This is a genomic window from Enterobacter cloacae complex sp. IR5441, from assembly GCF_049238215.1.
GTDB lineage: Bacteria > Pseudomonadota > Gammaproteobacteria > Enterobacterales > Enterobacteriaceae > Enterobacter > Enterobacter hormaechei_C.
Genome location: NZ_JBMKIA010000012.1, coordinates 48,395 through 66,056 on the forward strand (window position 1 = coordinate 48,395; position 17,662 = coordinate 66,056).

At 55.3% G+C, this 17,662-nt stretch carries 17 protein-coding genes; 11 read left to right on the top strand and 6 right to left on the bottom strand.

Going from position 1 to position 17,662, the window contains the following annotated elements:
• Positions 1-8: 8 nt before the first annotated feature.
• Positions 9-410: a hypothetical protein gene (locus ACOTX5_RS14625; protein ID WP_032652952.1), complete on the bottom strand. Its 402-nt coding sequence runs from the start codon at positions 408-410 to the stop codon at positions 9-11.
• A gap of 340 nt (positions 411-750) precedes the next feature.
• Between ACOTX5_RS14625 and dcuC the strand changes: the two genes are divergently transcribed.
• The 7 genes from dcuC to ptsP all read left to right on the top strand — a co-directional run bounded on the left by dcuC (position 751) and on the right by ptsP (position 9,452).
• Positions 751-2,118 (top strand): anaerobic C4-dicarboxylate transporter DcuC, encoded by a 1,368-nt coding sequence (gene dcuC, locus ACOTX5_RS14630; protein ID WP_017382481.1) that lies wholly within the window; start codon positions 751-753, stop codon positions 2,116-2,118.
• Positions 2,119-2,212: 94 nt separating this feature from the next.
• Positions 2,213-3,022: a ribonuclease I gene (gene rna, locus ACOTX5_RS14635; RefSeq protein ID WP_045910653.1), complete on the top strand. Its 810-nt coding sequence runs from the start codon at positions 2,213-2,215 to the stop codon at positions 3,020-3,022.
• Between the two features lie 173 nt (positions 3,023-3,195).
• Positions 3,196-3,519 carry a PTS fructose transporter subunit IIB gene (locus ACOTX5_RS14640; RefSeq protein ID WP_017382483.1) on the top strand — a complete coding sequence of 108 codons (324 nt, stop codon included), beginning with the start codon at positions 3,196-3,198 and terminating at the stop codon, positions 3,517-3,519.
• Between the two features lie 27 nt (positions 3,520-3,546).
• A complete protein-coding gene (locus ACOTX5_RS14645) occupies positions 3,547-4,797 on the top strand; it encodes a PTS fructose transporter subunit IIC (RefSeq protein WP_017382484.1) in 1,251 nt (416 codons plus the stop codon).
• A gap of 11 nt (positions 4,798-4,808) precedes the next feature.
• Entirely contained in the window at positions 4,809-5,921 is a 1,113-nt protein-coding gene (gene ypdF / locus ACOTX5_RS14650; RefSeq protein WP_023303287.1) for an aminopeptidase, read from the top strand.
• Positions 5,894-6,934, top strand: coding sequence for an aminopeptidase (gene ypdE / locus ACOTX5_RS14655; protein WP_023303286.1), 1,041 nt, complete (start codon positions 5,894-5,896; stop codon positions 6,932-6,934). The genes ypdF and ypdE overlap by 28 nt, the downstream gene beginning before the upstream one ends.
• 22 nt (positions 6,935-6,956) lie before the next feature.
• Positions 6,957-9,452 carry a phosphoenolpyruvate--protein phosphotransferase gene (ptsP, locus tag ACOTX5_RS14660; protein ID WP_045910654.1) on the top strand — a complete coding sequence of 832 codons (2,496 nt, stop codon included), beginning with the start codon at positions 6,957-6,959 and terminating at the stop codon, positions 9,450-9,452.
• 3 nt (positions 9,453-9,455) lie between these two features.
• Here the strand turns inward: ptsP and ACOTX5_RS14665 are convergent, their stop codons facing one another.
• Complete coding sequence (locus ACOTX5_RS14665; RefSeq protein WP_032671319.1) at positions 9,456-10,310, bottom strand: helix-turn-helix domain-containing protein; 855 nt, start codon at positions 10,308-10,310, stop codon at positions 9,456-9,458.
• Position 10,311: 1 nt separating this feature from the next.
• On the bottom strand, positions 10,312-10,932 hold the full coding sequence (locus tag ACOTX5_RS14670) for a flavin reductase family protein (RefSeq protein WP_003858756.1): 621 nt from the start codon (positions 10,930-10,932) through the stop codon (positions 10,312-10,314).
• Positions 10,933-11,194: 262 nt separating this feature from the next.
• On the opposite strand from ACOTX5_RS14670, the gene rnk reads away from it, so the two are divergent.
• Together rnk and yldA are read left to right on the top strand one after the other, a co-directional pair.
• On the top strand, positions 11,195-11,605 hold the full coding sequence (gene rnk / locus ACOTX5_RS14675) for a nucleoside diphosphate kinase regulator (protein ID WP_006809650.1): 411 nt from the start codon (positions 11,195-11,197) through the stop codon (positions 11,603-11,605).
• Between the two features lie 137 nt (positions 11,606-11,742).
• Positions 11,743-11,832, top strand: coding sequence for a small membrane protein YldA (gene yldA, locus ACOTX5_RS14680; protein WP_015571155.1), 90 nt, complete (start codon positions 11,743-11,745; stop codon positions 11,830-11,832).
• Between the two features lie 10 nt (positions 11,833-11,842).
• Here the strand turns inward: yldA and ACOTX5_RS14685 are convergent, their stop codons facing one another.
• On the bottom strand, positions 11,843-13,081 hold the full coding sequence (locus tag ACOTX5_RS14685; protein WP_015571156.1) for a zinc-dependent alcohol dehydrogenase: 1,239 nt from the start codon (positions 13,079-13,081) through the stop codon (positions 11,843-11,845).
• 181 nt (positions 13,082-13,262) lie between these two features.
• Here ACOTX5_RS14685 and uspG point away from each other — a divergent pair, with 181 nt between their 5' ends.
• Complete coding sequence (gene uspG, locus ACOTX5_RS14690) at positions 13,263-13,691, top strand: universal stress protein UspG (protein WP_006809652.1); 429 nt, start codon at positions 13,263-13,265, stop codon at positions 13,689-13,691.
• Between the two features lie 59 nt (positions 13,692-13,750).
• Here the strand turns inward: uspG and ahpF are convergent, their stop codons facing one another.
• Both ahpF and ahpC read right to left on the bottom strand, forming a co-directional pair.
• Positions 13,751-15,316, bottom strand: a complete 1,566-nt coding sequence (gene ahpF / locus ACOTX5_RS14695) for an alkyl hydroperoxide reductase subunit F (protein ID WP_017382489.1) — start codon at positions 15,314-15,316, stop codon at positions 13,751-13,753.
• A gap of 188 nt (positions 15,317-15,504) precedes the next feature.
• Entirely contained in the window at positions 15,505-16,068 is a 564-nt protein-coding gene (gene ahpC, locus ACOTX5_RS14700; protein ID WP_014882974.1) for an alkyl hydroperoxide reductase subunit C, read from the bottom strand.
• A 621-nt stretch (positions 16,069-16,689) separates the two neighbouring features.
• On the opposite strand from ahpC, the gene citR reads away from it, so the two are divergent.
• Positions 16,690-17,610 carry a DNA-binding transcriptional repressor CitR gene (citR, locus tag ACOTX5_RS14705; protein ID WP_032671321.1) on the top strand — a complete coding sequence of 307 codons (921 nt, stop codon included), beginning with the start codon at positions 16,690-16,692 and terminating at the stop codon, positions 17,608-17,610.
• Positions 17,611-17,662 lie beyond the last annotated feature (52 nt).

Genomic DNA, 17,662 nt, shown 5'->3' on the forward strand with positions numbered 1-17,662 from the left:
ACAGGTTTTTACTCCCGAAACCGGCAATAGCGGATCGTTGCCGGCGGCCCCACAGCAGGAGGGGTAACGGACCACGCAGAATGGCTTGCAGACGAGCACTCTGGGGTCGTTAAGGTCAGGGTCATGGCGGCAGGCAGCGCCACCAGATGCGGCTGGGCAGGATCTTTTTGTACCTGATCCGGCACACAATGCTTTTCACACAGCGGTGAAGCACCGGCAGCATAATGCGGCCCCGGTTGCGCCATCATGTCCATATGCTGGATAGTGGCCACCTCACCGCGCAAATCCATTGAACATTGATGGGAGGCGACGGCCACCTGACTCTGGATCAACAGCCAGCCAAACGCCAGCAAAAACATCAGCAGATGTTTTTTGATAAAGCGCAGGCGATATGTCCAGCTGGCGTGCATATTCAGATCGTCGGATAGGGTAAAAGTGAACCGAGTATAAGCAGGCAAAAGAATGAAAGAGAAGTGGTTTTAAAGAGATTTACGTTTTAAATCGATTGTCGGCAAGTAATACTCAAAACCTTAACACTTCACCATCATTTTAATGACATATAATATCTATTCATCAGGTCAATAACGTCTTAATATAAATGACGCAGGGTTAGCAAAAATATCGTCATCAGTGCCTTTAGTAGTCTCTTTCTTGATTTTAATCAGCAAGGACTGGACATTTATTCGGCACATTTCAGCTTCTTTTTTATTGATTATTTGTCTCTCGGGCAGCAAGGATACAGGGGAAATCATGCTTACTTTTCTCGAACTCCTCATTGGAGTCGTGGTCATTGTCGGTGTAGCACGCTACATCATTAAAGGTTACTCAGCCACCGGCGTGCTATTTGTCGGCGGCCTGACGCTGCTGATCATTAGCGCGCTAATGGGTCATCAGGTTTTACCCGCCAGCGAAGCCAGTACCGGATATACCGCTACCGATATTGTGGAATATATAAAAATTCTGCTGATGAGCCGCGGCGGCGATCTGGGCATGATGATCATGATGCTCTGCGGATTTGCTGCCTATATGACCCATATCGGCGCGAATGATATGGTGGTAAAGCTGGCTTCTAAGCCGCTGCAATATATTAATTCCCCCTATCTGCTGATGGTCGCGGCCTATTTCCTGGCCTGTCTGATGTCATTAGCCGTTTCCTCAGCAACGGGCCTTGGCGTGCTGTTAATGGCAACGTTGTTCCCGGTAATGGTTAACGTCGGGATCAGCCGTGGCGCAGCGGCGGCTATTTGCGCCTCTCCGGCGGCGATTATTCTCTCCCCTACTTCCGGTGACGTAGTGCTGGCCGCAAAAGCCGCGGAAATGTCGTTGATTGACTTCGCCTTCAAAACCACACTGCCGATCTCCATCACCGCTATTCTCGGCATGGGCGTGGCGCATTTCTTCTGGCAGCGCTATCTCGATAAGAAAGAGAACGTCAGCCATGAAATGATGGACGTCAGCGAAATCACCACTACCGCCCCGGCGTTTTATTCCATCCTGCCCTTCACGCCGATTATTGGCGTGCTTATTTTCGACGGCAAATGGGGCCCGCAGCTGCACATCATCACTATCCTGGTGATCTGTATGCTGCTGGCGGCCATCCTGGAATTCGTTCGGGGTTTTAACACCCAGAAAGTGTTCACGGGTCTGGAAGTTGCCTTCCGCGGTATGGCGGATGCCTTCGCGGGCGTGGTGATGCTGCTGGTTGCCGCGGGGGTGTTTGCCCAGGGGCTGAGCACCATCGGCTTTATTCAGAGCCTGATCTCTATCGCCACCTCGTTCGGCTCGGCTAGCATTATCCTGATGCTGGTGCTGGTGGTGCTGACCATGCTGGCGGCGATGACCACCGGCTCCGGTAACGCGCCGTTCTACGCCTTTGTTGAGATGATCCCTAAGCTGGCGCACTCCTCCGGCATCAACCCGGCTTACCTGTCCATTCCGATGCTTCAGGCCTCCAACCTGGGTCGTACCATTTCTCCGGTATCGGGCGTGGTGGTTGCGGTTGCGGGGATGGCGAAAATCTCTCCGTTTGAAGTGGTAAAACGCACGTCAGTGCCGGTGCTGGTTGGCCTGATTATCGTTATTATCGCCACCGAAGTGCTGGTTCCCGGCGCTGCCTAAGCGAAATTCCTGATTTCCAAAAAGCGCCTGCGGGCGCTTTTTGTGCTTTAATAACCCCCAGAAATTAATCGCGCCCAACCAATCAGGAAAGCAAATGTTCAGGAAGGATATCGTTATCCCGTCTGGCGCAGTAGCGCTTGCACTCTGTGTCTTCTCAATTCAGGCAGATCCGCTTAAGCCAACCCAGTACGGCGATTTCGATCGCTACGTTCTGGCCCTTTCCTGGCAAACCGGATTTTGCCAGAGCATGGTCGAACGTAACCGTGACGAACCGGAAGAGTGTCGCCTGCAAAAAGAGAGCAGCAACAAAACCGATTTTCTGACCGTCCACGGCTTATGGCCCTCGCTGCCGAAATCTATTGCCGCTCGCGGAGTGGATGAACGCCGCTGGATGCGCTTCGGCTGTGCCACTCGTCCGGTTCCAAATATGCCGGAAGCAAAAGCCAGCCGCAAATGTGACGCCGCAGAGACCGGACTATCGCTAACCGGCGCGGCGAAGCTGAACAGCGTGATGCCCGGCGCGGGCGGCAACTCCTGCCTTGAACGTTATGAATACGCGAAACACGGCGTCTGCTTTGGTTTTGATCCCGACGCTTACTTCGGCACCATGGTGCGCATGAACCAGGAAGTGAAGCACAGCGCGGCAGGAAAACTTCTGGCGGAAAATTATGGCAAAACCGTCCGCCGCAGCGACTTCGATGAAGCCGTGGCCAAAAGCTGGGGGAAACAGAGCGTAAAAGCGTTCAAGCTTACCTGCCACGGCAATCCGGCTTATCTGACCGAGATGCAGATCTCGCTGAACGCCAGCACCATCAACAACCCGCTCTCTGCCGGCTCCTTTGCGCCACAGCCGCATCCGGGCAACTGCGGCAAACAGTTTGTCATTGATAAAGCCGGTTACTGATGCTGCGCCGGGCACCTTTTTGCCCGGTTTTTCATTGATTTCCGTGATATGACGATTAACCTCACACTTCCGCTCACACGCATCATTTTTCCAGCTAAAGCATTATTAATCCGGTAAACATCACTGAAACCTCCCCGCCATAATCATGGCGTTATCTACAGGAGGAATTTCACATGGCTAAAAAACTGATTGCACTGTGCGCCTGCCCGATGGGCCTGGCACATACCTTCATGGCAGCCCAGGCGCTGGAAGACGCAGCGACGGAAGCCGGTTATGAGGTAAAAATTGAAACCCAGGGCGCGGACGGGATCCAGAATCGCCTGACCCCACAGGATATTGCCGACGCTGACATTATTATCCACGCCATCGCGATCACCCCGGAAGACAATGAGCGCTTCGAAACGCGCGACGTGTATGAGATTACGCTTCAGGACGCCATTAAAAACGCGGCAGGCACCCTGAAAGAGATCGAAGAGATGATTGCAGCAGAACAATAATAATCCTCACACCCAGGGGTTTTCGTCATGGCTATTAAAAAACGCAGCGCGGTTCGCCCGGACAGTCACGAGGGTGACACACTTGCCATCAAATCCGCACCGGTTGCCGCCGGTGCGTCTTTCTGGAAAGAGCTTCCACAGCACATTATGTCGGGGATATCCCGCATGGTGCCAACGCTTATCATGGGCGGGGTTATCCTCGCCATTTCACAGCTCATCGCCTACGTCTGGCTGGAGATCCCGCCTGACACCGGTATTCTCGACGCGCTTAACTCTGGCAAATTCACCGGTTTCAATCTCTCGGTATTGAAATTTGGCTATCTGACCGAATCGTTCGGCGGGCTGCTGTTCAGCTTCGCCATCCCGATGTTTGCCGCCTTTGTCGCCAACTCTATCGGCGGAAAGCTGGCCTTCCCGGCCGGGTTTATCGGTGGCCTTGTCGCCACGCAGCCGACGCTGGTGCTGAACTTTGATGCGGAAAAACTGACCTGGCTTGCCACCAAACCCGTGCCCTCCACGTTTATTGGCGCGCTGATTATCGCCATAGCCGCAGGCTATCTGGTCAAATGGCTGAATAGCCGTATTAACGTACCGCAGTATCTGCTGGCCTTTAAAAGCACCTTTCTGATCCCAATCCTCTCGGCGCTGTTTGTGATGCTGGCGATGTATTACATCATCACGCCGATTGGCGGCTGGCTGAATGCAGGTATGCGGACCGTACTGCTGGCGGCGGGTCAGGCGGGCTCAATGATGTACGCCATCGGGATGGCGGCAGCCACGGCGATTGATCTTGGCGGCCCCATTAACAAAGCGGCGGGATTTGTTGGCCTGGGGCTGACAACCGATCATGTCCTGCCCATCACCTCCCGCGCCGTGGCGATTGTTATTCCGCCCATTGGTCTGGGGCTGGCCACGCTGATTGACCATCGTCTGACCGGCAAACGCCTGTTTAGTCCGCAGCTTTATCCGCAAGGCAAAACGGCCATGTTCCTCGCCTTTATGGGCATCAGTGAAGGGGCCATCCCGTTCCTGCTGGAAAATCCGCTTGCGACGCTGCCGGCGTATATGGCGGGTGCGATCGCGGGTGCGATGACCGCCACCGCGCTCGGTGCCGTGCAGTGGTTCCCTGAATCGGCGATCTGGGCGTGGCCGCTGGTCACCAATCTGGGGGCGTACATGCTCAGTATTGTGGTCGGGGCGGCGATCACCGCGCTGTTGGTCGTGATTATTCGTAACAGTCTGCACAAGCGCGGAAAACTCGCTATCGACACGCTGTAACGGGGTGAACCATGGAATTACTGAGAAGGCTTCATGCCTGGCTGGCTGCGGAAAAACTGGACGGCGTGCTCATCTCTTCGCGCCAGAATAAACAGCCGCATCTGGGCATTTCAACCGGTTCGGGATATGTGCTGGTGACACAAACCGCGGCACATATCCTGGTGGATTTCCGTTACTACAGCGATATCGCTTCACGAGCGGCGGGCTATGAGATGCACCTGCTTAACACGGAGAACCCGTTTGCGCAGGCGGTGAATCAGATTATTGCGAAGGAAGATCTCACCCGTCTTGGCTTTGAGGGTGAATACGTGAGCTGGCAAACAGGCGTGCTGTGGCACGATACGCTAAATACCAACCTTTGCAGCACCTCGCTAGACGCGCTGCGGCAGATAAAAACCGCTGACGAAATCGACCGTATCCGTGCAGCGTGCGGCATTGCCGACCGCGCCGCACAGCACATCCGGCGTTTCATTCAGCCCGGTATGCGCGAGCGTGAAGTCGCTGCCGAGCTGGAGTGGTTTATGAAGCAGGAGGGTGCGGACAAGCCCTCTTTCGACACCATTGTCGCCAGCGGGCCGCGCGGTGCGCTGCCCCACGGCAAAGCCTCTGACAAAGTGATTATGCCTGGCGAGATGATCACCCTTGATTTCGGCGCCCAACACCAGGGGTATTGCTCGGATATGACAAGGACCTTTCTTGTCGCCGGGCAAAACACGCCGCCGGAGGAGCACCCTCTCTATGCGGTGTACCAGATCGTTCTGGCGGCACAACAGGCGGCCATTGATGCCATCCGCCCCGGCGTTTCCTGTCATCAGATCGATAGCGCCGCACGTTCCGTGATTGAACGTGCAGGTTACGGTCCGCAGTTCGGGCATAACACCGGTCATGCCATTGGTATTGATGTCCATGAAAATCCACGTTTTTCCCCTACCGACCGCACCCCGTTGCAGCCCGGCATGGTGCTGACCGTTGAGCCGGGGATCTACCTTGAACACCAGGGCGGGGTACGAATTGAAGATGTGGTGCTGGTGACGGAAACGGGCGCCGAGGTGCTTTATACCCTCGACAAACGGCTATTGCTGACGGGAGAACAAGAGTGGACAGAGATTTACTGCACGCCCTGAGCGAAGCAGACGCCATTGCGGCCTCAGAGCAAGAGGTGCGCGACATCCTGCTCAGTGAGGCGCAAAAATACCATAAAGAGGTTCAGTTTGATGGGCTGGGTTCCGTGCTTATCCGCGTCAACCAGAGCCGGGGCCCGAAGGTGATGGTCTGCGCCCATATGGATGAAGTCGGTTTTATGGTGCGTAGCGTCTCGCGCGAAGGGGCCATTGATGTCCTGCCCATCGGCAACGTGCGCATGATGGCCCGTACCCTTCAGCCGGTGCGCATCACCACGCGTAACGGGGAAAAAATACCGGGCCTGCTGGATGGAGATCTGAAAGGAGAAAACGTTGACAATTTGCGTGTCGACATTGGCGCGACGTCGGCGGAGGAGGTGTTCGCCGCCGGTATCGACGCAGGCGACCGCGTGACGTTCGATACACCCTTTCAGACCCTTCCCCACAATCGGGTGATGGGTAAAGCCTTCGACGATCGTCTCGGCTGTTACCTGCTGATTGCGCTGCTGCACGAGCTGCACCAGACGCCGCTCGACTGCGAGCTTTGGCTGGTGGCCAGCTCAAGTGAAGAGGTCGGCCTGCGCGGCGGCCAGACCGCCACGCGCGCCATTCATCCTGATATCGCGCTGGTGCTGGATACCGCCTGCTGGTCAAAAAATTTCGATTATGGCAGCGCCAACCATCGCCAGATCGGTGCGGGCCCGATGCTGGTGCTGTACGACAAAACGCTCATCGCCCCAGCCAAACTGATTGCGCTGGCTGAGACGATCGCGCGCTCGCAAGGGATCCCGCTGCAAAAAGACATGTTCAGCAACGGCGGAACGGACGGCGGGGCGATCCATCTCTCCGGCACTGGCGTGCCGACTCTTGTGCTTGGTCCCCCGACCCGACACGGGCACTGCGCGGCATCCATTGCCGACGAAAAAGACATTCATCACACCCAACAACTGCTTGTCGCGCTTGTGGCATGCATGAACCGTGAGACCGTGGATCATCTGACGGACTTCAGATGCTGATCTCACGCGGCCAGGAGGAAGTATGCTTTCAATTGAATTTTTCTGCCCACTGCCCAACGGCCTGCATGCGCGTCCGGCCTGGGCGTTAAAAGAGCAGTGCAGCGCATGGCGCAGCGACATCCGTTTTATCAACAGACGGCTTAACACTCACGCGGATGCCAAAAGCTCGCTGGCGCTGATCAGTACCGGTACGCTGTTTAATGACAGCTGCGTGCTGGAAATTAACGGCAGCGACGAGGAGCAGGCCCGACGCGTGCTGGAGGCGTATCTCACCGGCGCGTTTATCGACAGCGACAGTATTCCCTCCGGCGACGCGCCGCACGTTGCGCATCCCCTGCCCCGTTCGCTTGTAAGGCTTGCTCCCCACCTTCAGCACGGCATTACGCTCGCCAGTGGCATCGGGGCTGGCACTCTGCGAGGCTGGCAGAGCGATAACCTCAAACGTTATTGTCAGATCCCCGCCTCGCCGGAAGATATTACCCGCCTGGAACACAGCCTGGCGACGCTGGCTGAACAGCTCAACCACCGCCTGCGCGGGCTGGACGGCGAGAGTAAAACCATTCTCAGCGCGCATCTTTCGCTGATCCAGGATGAGGAGTTTGGCGGCACCATACGCCGACTGATCGCCGAGGAGCGGCTAAGCCTTGCGGAGGCGATCATTCGTAATATGGAGCTGATCTGCGACAAGCTGTCGCTCTCCGCCAGCGACTACCTGCGTGAACGCGTCAGCGATATTCGAGACATCAGCGAGCAGCTTCTTAACATTACCTGGCCGGAGTTGCAGCAAACCTCCGCATTCACCCTCAGCGCTCCCACTATTCTGGTGGCGGAAGATCTGACGCCCAGCCAGTTTCTCAGCCTCGACACGCAGTATCTGAAAGGCATGGTGCTTGAAAAAACAGGCCGGACGTCGCATACGCTGATACTGGCACGCGCGGCCTCCGTGCCTGTGCTGAGTGGTTTAACGGTCGCCTCGCTGGCGCCGTTGATGGGAAAAGAGGTCATTCTGGACGGCATCTGTAGCGTGCTGGTCGTTGAACCCAACGACGCGGTGAATGATTACTATAGCGTGGCGCAGCGCCTTGCCGACCGACGCCACCAGCAGCAGATCAAAGATGCGGGTCTTCCAGCACTCACCCGCGACAACGTACCGGTAGAGATTGCCGCCAACATCGGCAGCGCGCTGGAAGCGCCCGGGGCGTTTACCTGCGGCGCGCAGGGTATCGGGCTGTTTCGCACTGAAATGCTGTATATGGACAGAGACTCCGCGCCGGACGAGCAGGAGCAATTCGAAGCCTATCAGCAGGTGCTGCTCTCCGCGCAGGGCAAGCCGGTCATCTTTCGCACAATGGACATCGGCGGCGATAAGCAGCTCTCTTACCTGAACATTCCCCAGGAAGAAAACCCCTTCCTCGGCTATCGTGCCGTTCGTATTTATCCCGAATTTGCCGATCTCTTCCGCACCCAACTGCGCGCGATCTTACGCGCAGGCGCCAGCGGCAATGCGCTGTTGATGATCCCGATGGTGCACAGCCTCGATCAGATTTTATGGATCAAACAGGAACTGCAAAACGTTCGTGACGCCCTGGCCTCACAGGGGTTACGTCACACCGCGCACCTGCCGCTGGGGATCATGGTTGAAGTGCCTTCAGTCTGCTTTATCATCGATCACTTCTGCGAAGAGGTGGATTTCTTCAGTATCGGCTCGAACGATATGACTCAGTATCTCTACGCTGTCGATCGCAACAACCCGCGAGTTTCGGGGCTGTATAACCCCATCACACCGTCTTTTTTACGCATGGTTCGCCAGATTGTCGCCGCAGCGCATCGTCACGGGAAATGGGTCGGCATTTGCGGGGAACTTGGCGGAGAGCAGCGCTACCTCCCTCTTCTGCTTGGTCTGGGCTTAGATGAGTTCAGCATGAGCGGGCCGCGCATCCCTGCGGTAAAAACCCAGCTGCGTCAGCTGGACATGGCAACCTGCCGGGCGCTGGCGGAAAAGGCCTGCGACAGCCGCAGCGCAGAGGAAATTGAAGCCCTGCTGGCGGATTTCACACCGGAAGCGCCGCCGCGTCCCTTGCTGGCCCTGGAGACTATCGTGGTCAATGAGCCGCTGACCTCAAAAGAGCAGGTGCTTCAGTTCTTATGCGGAAATCTTGCGATTCATGGCAGGACCGAAAACCCGCTCGAACTTGAAGAAGATCTCTGGCAGCGCGAAGAGATTGTCACCACCGCCGTCGGGTTTGGCGTGGCGATCCCTCACACCAAATCGCAATGGATACGCCACTCCAGCATCAGCATTGCACGCCTGGACAAGGCGATTGACTGGGAGTCGGATTTGGGCGACGTCGAGCTGGTGATCATGCTGACGCTCGGCGCTCAGGAAGGGATTAATCACGTGAAGGTCTTTTCCCAGCTGGCGCGGAAGCTGGTCAATAAAACGTTTCGCGAGTCGCTGTTTGCAGCAACGACGCCGCAAAGTATCCTGGATCTGTTGAACGCTGAAATCACGTTCTGACTGTCACTGAAAGCGTGCGCGATACTCCCCCGGCGTCAGGCCAAACTGGCGCCGGAACAGACGGCTAAAATAGTCGCTATCGGCATAGCCGCAGCGCTTCGCCACTTCCCCCACCGGCAGGTGGTATTTTTGCAGGATGGTTCTCGCCTTCGCCATACGCACCCAACGAACGTAATCCACAAAACTCATCGTCCCCTGTTGGGAGAACAGGCGTGACAGATGGTTAGCCGAAATATTAAAAAGCGCGGCGACGCTGTCCCGCGACAGGGATTCAGCATAGTTTTCCTGCACCCAGTTACAAATGCTCTGATAGAGGAAATCCCCGCGCGACAGTCCCGGTTCAGGCAGCGACGACACCACTTTCCGGCACCAGTGCAGCAGGCTCAGCACCAGCGGTTGAATAATGGCCTGATCCTGCGGGGAAGCGCTCAGGTGCGTCAGGGCCATCAGCATCGCAGCACATTCGCCTCGTTCAGGGTGAGGAAGCTCAACGTGTCGCTGCGCAGGCACGGAGCGCCCGTGACGGGTATCATGAAACACCAGCCCCAGCCACGACGGCGCAAAAAGAATGCTCAGCAGCATGACCGGTCGTTCAAACACCGGGACGCTGGCGGCCTGGGCGGGAAGAAACAGCATTTCCCCCTGGCAGAGGGTCTGCTGCCCGGTAACCAGTCTGTTGCCATATTCCCCGCGAAGAACGACATCAAGCCGTGGCCAGTCGCGGCTCACGCTTCCCACAGCGTCAGACGCGCCACGTTGAGCAAACCAGACTCGCCCCAGTTGCTGTGGGTTGAGCACCAGGCCGCTCAACAGATCGGCAAAAAACTGCTGATCGGCGGGCAACAGGGTTGCGTGCATATCACCCCCTGCGCGCATCCGGGCGTACCAGATCGAAGCGATGGCTGTCACTGATGGCGTAGTAGGCCGTCGGTCCACCCGCACGCAGAATGGGCTGCGCTTTCGCGGTCTGGTAAATCCCCTCTTCCAGCAAACTCTCGGCGATATGGACGCCCACGACTTCGCCGAGCACCAGCCAGGTATCAATCGGTGTCCCATCCGCGCCGGTAAGCTGAATGCACTGTGACAATCGACACTCGAAATTCACCGGGCTTTCCGCCACGCGCGGCGAGCTCACAAGCTGGCTGGCAACGGGCGTCAGGCCGGCAAAGGTAAATTCATCCTCGCCATGAGGGAGCGTGGCGGAGGTTTCATTCATCGCCTCGGCGAGATCGCGCGTTGCGAGGTTCCAGACAAACTCCCCCGTTTCGGTAATATTCCGCACGCTATCCTTCCAGCCGTTGCTGGAAAAACCAATGATCGGTGGGCGATAGTTAAAGCAGTTAAAGAAGCTGTACGGGGCAAGGTTCAGTTGACCGGCCTTATCACAGGATGAGATCCAGCCAATCGGACGTGGACCGATAATGGCGTTCAGCGGGTCGTGCGGCAGGCCGTGCCCCTGAGACGGTTGGTAAAAGTACATATCGCTCTCTCTACGCTGGGGCTGCAACGCGCATTGCCCGGGTTCAGTCTTTCCAGCGTAACGAAATTTCCGTTCAGCGTGAATCGGGACGCCGGGTTTATTGCCAAAAATTCATATGGCGCATGATTGTGACCTTCATCACTTCAAACTTACGGTTTCAGACAGTATCATCAGATAAGTTAAACCCTCGCTGCCAGACGGCGAGGGTTTTCTTTTGGATTGGTTTCTGCGTTACACGCAGCATTAACGACATGGAGTAAAAATGTCCAGACCTACGATTATCATCAATGAACTCGACGCAGAACGTATTGACCGACTGTTGGAGAAACCAGAATTCGCCTCGCTGCCGGTAGCCGATGCGCTGAACGAAGAGCTCGACCGGGCGCAGATGTGTACGCCTGAGACCATGCCGCATGATGTGGTCACCATGAACAGCCAGGTGAAGTTCCGCAACCTGACCACCGGAGAGGAGCTCACCCGTACGCTGGTCTATCCGGCGCAGATGACCGACAGCAGCACGCAACTGTCGGTGCTGGCACCCGTGGGCGCGGCGCTGCTTGGACTGCGCACGGGCGATACCATCCACTGGGAACTCCCGGGCGGCGCCTCAGCTCACCTGGAAGTGCTTGAGCTGCTCTACCAGCCCGAAGCCGCTGGCGATTACCTGCGTTAATCCCTTCTGAACAAGCGACCCCGCTTTGCACAGAGGATGCACCCGCATCCTCTTTCCGCAAATTCACCCTATTGTGCTATACCGGACAAAAACCGCTTAATCCACGCTTAGTCTGTTGTAGTGCCGTGGGGACGGTCATGGGTGAGATACTTGTTATCACACTGGTTTTTCTCATCATCCTGGCGATCCTCGTCGTGGCGGTGCTGTATCTTGAGCGCCACTGGTGAGTGAGGAACCTCACACAACGCCGCCGGGGAAGGCATTCACCAGTCCCTTCACTTTCTGCTGCGCTGCCTCCGGGGTGTCTGCGCCAGGCACCAGGATCACCTTGCGGCACTCCTCCTCCCGTTTTTCGAAGATCTTATAGGCGCGTTCCGCATCAGCCAGCGGAAGATAGTGGGTCACAATATCTTCCGGGGTAAGCAGCCCTTTTTCGATGAGCGGCAGCAGCTCTCCCAGCCAGGCATGGACGTGGGTCTGCCCCATCTTAAAGCTCAGCCCTTTATCGAAGGCATCGCCAAACAGGAAGCCGTGAATAAAACCGGCGTACACGCCCGGCACGCTGACCACGCCGCCGCGTCGCACCGCAGCAATGCACTGGCGCAGGGCTTTGCCGCTGCTGCCTTCAATTTTCAGGTTACTGAGGATCGTTTCCGTGGTGCTGCCTTTGGCCTCAAACCCGACGGCATCAATCACCGCATCCACTCCGCGCTGTCCGGCCGTTTGCTCAATGATTTTCTCCGCCGCGTCGTTATCGTCATCAAAGTTAATCGGGATCGCGCCGTAGCGCTCCTGGGCAAACCGCAGTCGATAGGGATGATGGTCAACCACGAAAATCTGCTCTGCGCCGAGAAGCCGCGCGCAGGCAATGGTCAGTAACCCCACCGGCCCGGCCCCGAATACGGCGACGCTGGAGCCTTTCTGGATCTGCGCATTTTTTGCCGCCTGCCAGGCGGTAGGCAGAATATCTGACAGGAAAAGCGCTTTGTCGTCAGACAGCAGCTGGGGCACTTTAAACGGCCCCACGTTGCCTTTCGGGACGCGCACATACTCCGCCTGTCCGCCCGGCACGCCGCCGTAAAGATGGCTGTAGCCAAACAGCGCGGCAGGGGCGGGAATTTGCTTTTTGTTCAGCGCCGCGCCCTGCCCGCGGTTCGTGTTTTCGCAGGCCGCGTACTGTTGCATCTGGCAAAAGAAGCAGTCACCGCAGGCAATCACAAACGGGATCACCACCCGGTCACCTTTCTGCACGTTTTTCACTTCGCTCCCGCACTCCACCACCTCGCCCATAAATTCATGACCAAAGATATCGCCGTGCTGGACCTTGGGAATTTTTCCGCGATAAAGATGCAAATCAGAACCACAGATCGCCGTGGCCGTTACGCGCAGGATGATATCGTCAGGCTGTTCGATGCCCGGATCGGGGACATTATCGACCCGAACATGATGTGGACCGTGATAGGTGAGAGCTTTCATGCAACCTCCGAAAGGGTGTGGGTAAGCTTATAAAAGGGTAGCTACCTCTCGGGATCTGCCCCGGAATCCGGCTGTTTTGAGATTTATCCTGGCGAGATAAAAAAGTGCTGTCGGGATTACAGAAACCTTTTATATTTTGTGGTTGAATGATTTCAGCGTTTATAAACAAGGAGAAACGGTTATGTATCAAACAATCATTATGCCGGTTGATGTTTTCGAAATGGAACTGAGTGATAAGGCTGTACGTCACGCGGAATTTCTCGCGCAGCAGGACGGAGTTATTCATCTTCTGCATGTTTTACCGGGCTCTGCCAGCCTGAGCCTGCATCGTTTCGCTGCTGATGTGCGTCGTTTTGAAGAGCATTTACAGCATGAAGCCGAGACACGCCTGCAAACCATGGTCGGGCACTTCAGCATCGATCCTTCCCGCATCAAAACCCACGTCCGGTTCGGTAGCGTGCGCGACGCCGTTAATGAGCTGGCGGGGGAATTAAATGCCGACGTGGTAGTGATTGGTTCACGTAACCCTTCCATCACCACTCACCTGCTGGGGTCGAACGCCTCCAGCGTGATCCGCCACACCCACATTCCGGTGATGGTCGTGAGATAAAAAAAGAGGCCACCTTTTGGTGGCCTCTGGCATTGCAGGTGTCGTCTTGCTTTCTTTTATTATGCGGTTTTGGTGCGGATCAGATAATCAAACGAGCTCAGCGACGCTTTCGCACCTTCGCCAGTGGCGATGATGATCTGTTTGTACGGCACGGTGGTGCAGTCGCCCGCCGCAAATACGCCCTTCACGCTGGTTTCGCATTTCGCATCAATGATGATCTCGCCCATGCGGTTGCGCTCAATCGCGCCTTCCAGCCAGGTGGTGTTTGGCAGCAGGCCAATCTGAACAAAGATCCCTGCCAGCGCCACGCTGTGGATATCGCCACTCACGCGGTCACGGTATTCCAGACCGGTCACTTTGCTGCCGTCGCCTTTCACTTCTGTCGTCTGGGCATTGAGCACAATATCGACGTTATTCAGGCTACGCACCTTATCCTGCAACACCTGGTCCGCTTTCATCTCCGGGGCGAACTCCAGCAGGGTAACGTGTTCAACAATTCCCGCCAGATCGATAGCCGCTTCCACGCCGGAGTTACCGCCGCCGATCACCGCTACGCGTTTACCTTTGAATAGCGGGCCGTCACAGTGCGGGCAATAGGTCACGCCTTTGGTGCGATACTGATCTTCGCCCGGGACGTTCATGTTGCGCCATTTCGCGCCGGTGGCAATGATCACGCTGCGCGCCTTCAGCACCGCGCCGGACGCCGTTTCAATCTGGTGCAAACCACCCTCGACCGCGGCCGGAACCAGTTTGCTGGCGCTCTGGCTGTCAATGACATCCACGTCGTAGTCGCTGACGTGCGCTTTCAACGCCCCGGCCAGCTTCTGGCCTTCGGTTTTCGGCACGGAAATGTAGTTTTCAATGTCAACGGTATCCAGAACCTGACCACCGAAACGCTCCCCCATCAGACCGGTACGGATCCCTTTACGTGCGGAGTAGACCGCTGCCGCCGCGCCCGCCGGGCCGGAGCCAACAATCAGTACGTCGTACGCATCGCGTTGGTTCAACTCTTCCGCCGCACGTTTTTCTGCGCCGGTATCCACTTTGGCGACGATTTCGGTCAAGGTCATACGCCCCTGGCCGAACTCCTGACCATTCAGGTAAACCGCCGGAACGCCCATCACGTTGCGCTCGGTGATTTCGTTCTGGAACGTACCGCCGTCAATCGCCGTGTGCTTAATGCGTGGGTTGAGGACTGACATCAGGTTCAGCGCCTGCACCACGTCCGGACAGTTATGGCAGGAGAGTGAGTAATAGGTTTCAAACTCAAAATCACCATCGATATCGCGGATCTGCTCCAGCAGCGCCTGCGCTTCTTTTGACGGATGACCACCGGTCCACAGCAGCGCCAGCACCAGGGACGTAAATTCGTGCCCCAGCGGAGAGCCCGCGAAACGCGGCCCCTGGTCAGACCCTGGGTTGGCGATCAGGAAAGAAGGCTTACGGACTGCCAGCGTGTTGTCTTCTTTGAAGGTCACCTTCGGCGACAGCTCAGCAATCTCTGTCAGCAGCGCTTTGATTTCTGCCGATTTCGCGCTGTCGTCCAGCGTGGCAATCAGCTCAACAGGTTTGGTCAGTTTCTCAAGGTAGGCCTTGAGCTGGGTTTTCATGTTAGCGTCGAGCATTATTCTTCCCTCTCTTAAAACGTCATCATGCAAGCCGCCTTATACGGGCTGCCTGAATGCAACTTGCATCATGGTGCTGGAATGAAATGGGCGCGGGGAGCGCCCATTGATTGCCGGGTGGCACTTCGTTTACCCGGCCTACGATACTGTAGGCCTGTGCAAGCGTAGCGCCGCCAGGCTTTACAGACTTAGATCTTGCCAACCAGGTCCAGAGATGGCGCCAGCGTCGCTTCGCCTTCTTTCCATTTCGCCGGGCACACTTCGCCTGGGTGAGAAGCAACGTACTGAGCCGCTTTCACTTTGCGCAGCAGGTCAGATGCATCACGGCCGATACCTTCAGCGGTAACTTCGATAGCCTGGATAATGCCCTGCGGGTCAACAACGAAGGTCGCACGGTCAGCCAGGCCTTCATCTTCACGCATGTTGTCGAAGTTACGGGTCAGGGCGCCAGTCGGGTCGCCGATCATCGCGTATTTGATTTTCGCGATAGTTTCAGAACTGCTGTGCCACGCTTTATGGGTAAAGTGGGTATCGGTAGAAACAGAGTAAACGTCTACGCCCAGCTTTTGCAGTTCTTCGTAGTGGTCTGCCACGTCACCCAGTTCGGTCGGGCAAACGAAGGTGAAGTCAGCCGGATAGAAGAAGAACACGCTCCAGCGGCCTTCGGTATCTTTCTCGGTCACTTCGATGAACTCACCGTTTTTGAACGCCTGGTTTTTGAAAGGTTTAATTTTGGTGTTAATCAAGGACATCTGTACTTCCTCCGTGTTTTCGTTGAGATGTAAGGTAACCAACTTTGTTCATCGGGGCTAATGCGTATGCTTTATCAAATCAATCAGCCAAACCTTACAACAGCAACAAGACAGCAAGGTGAACCTTTTACAGGAAAGCCTGAAAGTAAAAAGGCCGCCTCAACGGGCGGCCCTGATACCTGAATTCCCCGCAGGTACATTCAGTGCCAGCCGAAGCTGGCGTTGCGTTGCGCTCTACATACCTTGTATCAAGGCCGTAACAGCGCTTTGATTACAGCATCCGTGCGCGCATTGAGCAATGCATAAGAGGGATAGTCCTGCCTATGGTTGTGATAGGCAGAATCGAACAGATCTCAGAAACGTTATAAATTTAATTTCATTATAAATTTCGCGCTATATATAAATGCCAGTTGTCATTCAAATAATTCAATCACACTTTAAAGATAAAATTATCTTAATAAACCTTGAAGTTGTGTTTCAATAATCCAAAGCCATGATATATTAAGATCACTTAAATTTTGAATTAAGCAAGTTACCCACACGGATTGAAAAAGGTAACTTTCCTCTGTCGTACTCCATGATGTGATAACGACAGCAAACACAGCACACTCAGGACGAAACATGGCCAACCTCTACGACCTAAAAAAATTCGATCTCAATCTGTTAGTCATCTTCGAATGCATTTACCAACATCTCAGTATCAGTAAGGCTGCCGAGACACTTTATATCACGCCATCCGCCGTGAGCCAGTCGCTGCAACGCCTGCGTGGCCAGCTCAATGACCCCCTGTTCATCCGCTCAGGTAAGGGAATTACGCCGACCACGGTGGGCACCAACCTCCATCATCATCTTGAACAGAATCTCAACCAAATTGAACAGACGATCAACATGATGCATCACTCGGACATCAAGAAAAAGTTCGTTATCTATTGCTCCCAAATGGTGTCGCCTGGCTATATGCTCGAACCGATGAAACTATTAATATCCGAGGAAAATTACGAGATAGAACAACGAGATATGCTTATCTCTCCGGAATCCGCAGAGGACCTGCTCGCCTACCGTAAAGCCGACCTGATTTTCACAATTGCCCCGGTAAAAAATCGCTCTGTGGTTTGTGTTCACTTTACCACAGTGCCAATAACGTTAATCTGCCGGGAAAACCATCCAAGACTCACCGATACGGTCAGTCTCGAGGCGTTATACCGGGAGAAATTCACCTTTTACCAGAGCGCTCACCCGGGCGTTAAAGAGTTCCAGAATCGCGCCAATGACGTTTTCCCGGAAAGAAATATTGCTTTTCGCACGGACTCCATCAGCTCGCTTATCTCCATGGTCAGTTCATCTGATCTGTTAGGCTTTATACCCATATCAATCTATGAGGCCTATAAAGAGACGTTAAAATTAAAACGAATCGCCGCCCCTTTTGAATTGCCCGAAATACATGTCTATATGCTTTACAGCCGTTCTTCTCTGAACAGCAGCGTTTTTTCAACGTTTATTGAGAAAATGCATAAACTCTGTCTTTCCGCTCCGTCTGCGTAAAATCATTTACATGGTGAATATAAAAGCCGCAAACTAAAAAAAATGATTCCGT